This window comes from Pseudonocardia nigra (assembly GCF_019396355.1).
Lineage (GTDB): Bacteria > Actinomycetota > Actinomycetes > Mycobacteriales > Pseudonocardiaceae > Pseudonocardia > Pseudonocardia nigra.
On sequence record NZ_JAHKRK010000396.1, the window covers coordinates 1 to 2,593 of the forward strand.

General features: G+C 73.2%; 2 protein-coding genes. Both read right to left on the reverse strand.

The features are described from left to right. Positions 1 to 69 precede the first annotated feature (69 nt). Positions 70 to 1,053: a 23S rRNA (guanosine(2251)-2'-O)-methyltransferase RlmB gene (gene rlmB / locus KME75_RS40835; RefSeq protein WP_219420353.1), complete on the reverse strand. Its 984-nt coding sequence runs from the start codon at positions 1,051 to 1,053 to the stop codon at positions 70 to 72. A 5-nt stretch (positions 1,054 to 1,058) separates the two neighbouring features. Then, positions 1,059 to 2,450 carry a cysteine--tRNA ligase gene (gene cysS, locus KME75_RS40840; protein WP_219420354.1) on the reverse strand — a complete coding sequence of 464 codons (1,392 nt, stop codon included), beginning with the start codon at positions 2,448 to 2,450 and terminating at the stop codon, positions 1,059 to 1,061. Positions 2,451 to 2,593 lie beyond the last annotated feature (143 nt).

The following is a 2,593-nucleotide window of genomic DNA, read 5'->3' on the forward strand; positions in this document are numbered from 1 at the left end:
ACGTCAGGAAAGCCACGTTCCCGACGCTGAACGTCAGGAACGTGGCTTTCCTGCCACTTGGGGGCCGGCTCAGCGGCGACGGCGCTGACGGGCCACCTCGGCCAGCACCACGCCCGCCGCCACCGACGCGTTCAGCGACTCCACCGCGTTCGCGATCGGGACCGAGACGGTGACGTCGCACGTCTGCTTCACCAGCCGGCTCAGGCCCTTGCCCTCGGAGCCGATCACCAGCACGAGCGGGTCGTTGGCCAGCTCGAAGTCGTCCAGAGACACCGAGCCCTCGGCGTCCATCCCAGCGATCATGAAGCCGGCGGTGGCGTACTCCCGCAGCGTCCGCGTGAGGTTCGTGGCGCGTGCCACCGGCACCCTCGCCGCGGTGCCCGCGGACGTGCGCCACGCCACCGCCGTCATGCCGGCGGCCCGGCGCTGCGGAATCACCACGCCGTGGCCGCCGAAGGCGCCCACCGATCGGACGATCGCACCGAGGTTGCGCGGGTCGGTGACGCCGTCGAGCGCGACGATCAGCCCGGGGCCGCCGGAGTCGACGGCCGCCTCGAGCAGCTCGTCGGGGTGGGCGTACGCATACGGCGGGACCTGCAGGGCCAGGCCCTGGTGTAGCGCGCCGCCGGCGATCCGGTCCAGGTCGTTGCGGGGCACTTCGAGGATGGAGATGCCGGCGTCGGCGGCCAGGTGCACCGCCTCGGCCACGCGCTCGTCGGTGGTGGTGCCGATCGCGACGTGCAGCGCGGTGGCGGGCACGCCGGCCCGCAGGCACTCGACGACGGGGTTGCGGCCCAGCACGGTCTCCGGCGTCTCGCCGTCGCCCGGCTTGCGGCGGTTCCCCGCGACGCCCGGGCGGGCGCCTCCCTTGCCGCCCGCCTTTGCCGCCCGCGCCGCCTTGCGGGCGGCCGGGTGCCCGGGCCGCATCTCGGCGGGTGGCGTGGGGCCCTTGCCCTGCAGCCCTCTCCGCCGCTGGCCGCCGGAGCCGACGACCATGCCCTTCTTCGTGCCCTCTTTGCGCATCGCGCCGCGACGCTTGGAGTTGCCTGCCATATCGACTACACGTCCTTCAGCGACCAGGTGGGGCCATCAGGGCTGTCCTCCACGGACACCCCGGCGGCGGTGAGGCGGTCGCGCACCTCGTCGGCCGCCGCGAAGTCTCGCCGGGAGCGGGCCTCCTGGCGTTGGGCGAGCAGGTCGTCCACGAGCACGGTGAGCGCGCCCGTGGCGGCGTCGGAGGCGCCGTCGCCGGCGATCCACCGCGGGTCGAGCGGGTCGAGCCCGAGGACGCCGGTCATGGCGCGCACCGACGCCGCGGCGCCGGACGCCGCCGCGCGGTCACCGGCCTCGAGTGCGATGTTGCCCTCGCGGACGGTGCCGTGGATCGCGGCCAACGCGCCGGGGGTGCCGAGGTCGTCGTCCATGGCGGCTACGAAGTCGGCGCACGCTACGCCGGGCTCCGGGGTGCCGATCCGCTCGCGCACGCGGTGCACGAACGACTCGATGCGCCGGTACGCGGCCACCGACTCCTCCAGCGCGGCGTCGGAGTACTCGATCGCCGACCGGTAGTGCGGGCCCACCAGGTAGTAGCGCAGCTCGACGCCGCGGACCCGGCCCAGCAGCGCGTCGATGGACAGCGTGTTGCCCAGGGACTTGGACATCTTCTCGCCGCCCATGGTGACCCAGGCGTTGTGCAGCCAGTAGTTCGCGAACGGGTCGCCTGCCGCATTGGACTGCGCGCGCTCGTTCTCGTGGTGCGGGAAGACCAGGTCGAGCCCGCCGCCGTGGATGTCGAACTGCGGACCGAGGTAGGCGGTGGCCATCGCCGAGCACTCCAGGTGCCAGCCGGGACGGCCACGGTCCCACGGCGTGGGCCACGACGGCTCGCCCGGCTTGGCCGCCTTCCACAGCGTGAAGTCGAGCGGGTCGCGCTTGCAGCCGCTCTCGCCCTCGCCCTGGGCGACGTCGTCGACCTTCTGGTGCGAGAGCTCGCCGTAGGGCGGGAACGAGCGCACCGAGAAGTAGACATCGCCGCCCGCCTCGTAGGCGTGGCCGCGCTCGACGAGCCGCTCCATCAGCTCGACCATCTGCGGCACGTGCCCGGTGGCGCGCGGCTCGATCGACGGCGGCAGGCAGCCCAGCGCGTCGTAGGCGGCCTGGAACGCCCGCTCGTGGGTGGCGGCCCACTCCCACCACGGCCTGCCCGCGTCGGCGGCCTTGCGGAGGATCTTGTCGTCGATGTCGGTGACGTTGCGCACGAGCGTGACGTCGAGCCCGTCATGGGCGAGCCAGCGGCGCAGGACGTCGTAGTTGAGCCCGGACCGGACGTGGCCGATGTGCGGCAGGCCCTGCACGGTGGCGCCACAGACGTACATCGACGCTGCCCCGGCCCGCACCGGGACGAAGTCCCGCTGCTTCCTTGTGGCGGTGTCGAACAGGCGCAAGGTCACAGCGTCCAGGTTACGGACCCCGCGCTCCGCGCGACTGAGCAGGGCAGTTCCGGTTCGTCCACGACGGACGAACCGGAACTGCCCTGCCCGCGTCGCATCCTCCGGTCATGACCGAGATCCTGGACCTGTACCCGCGCCTCGTC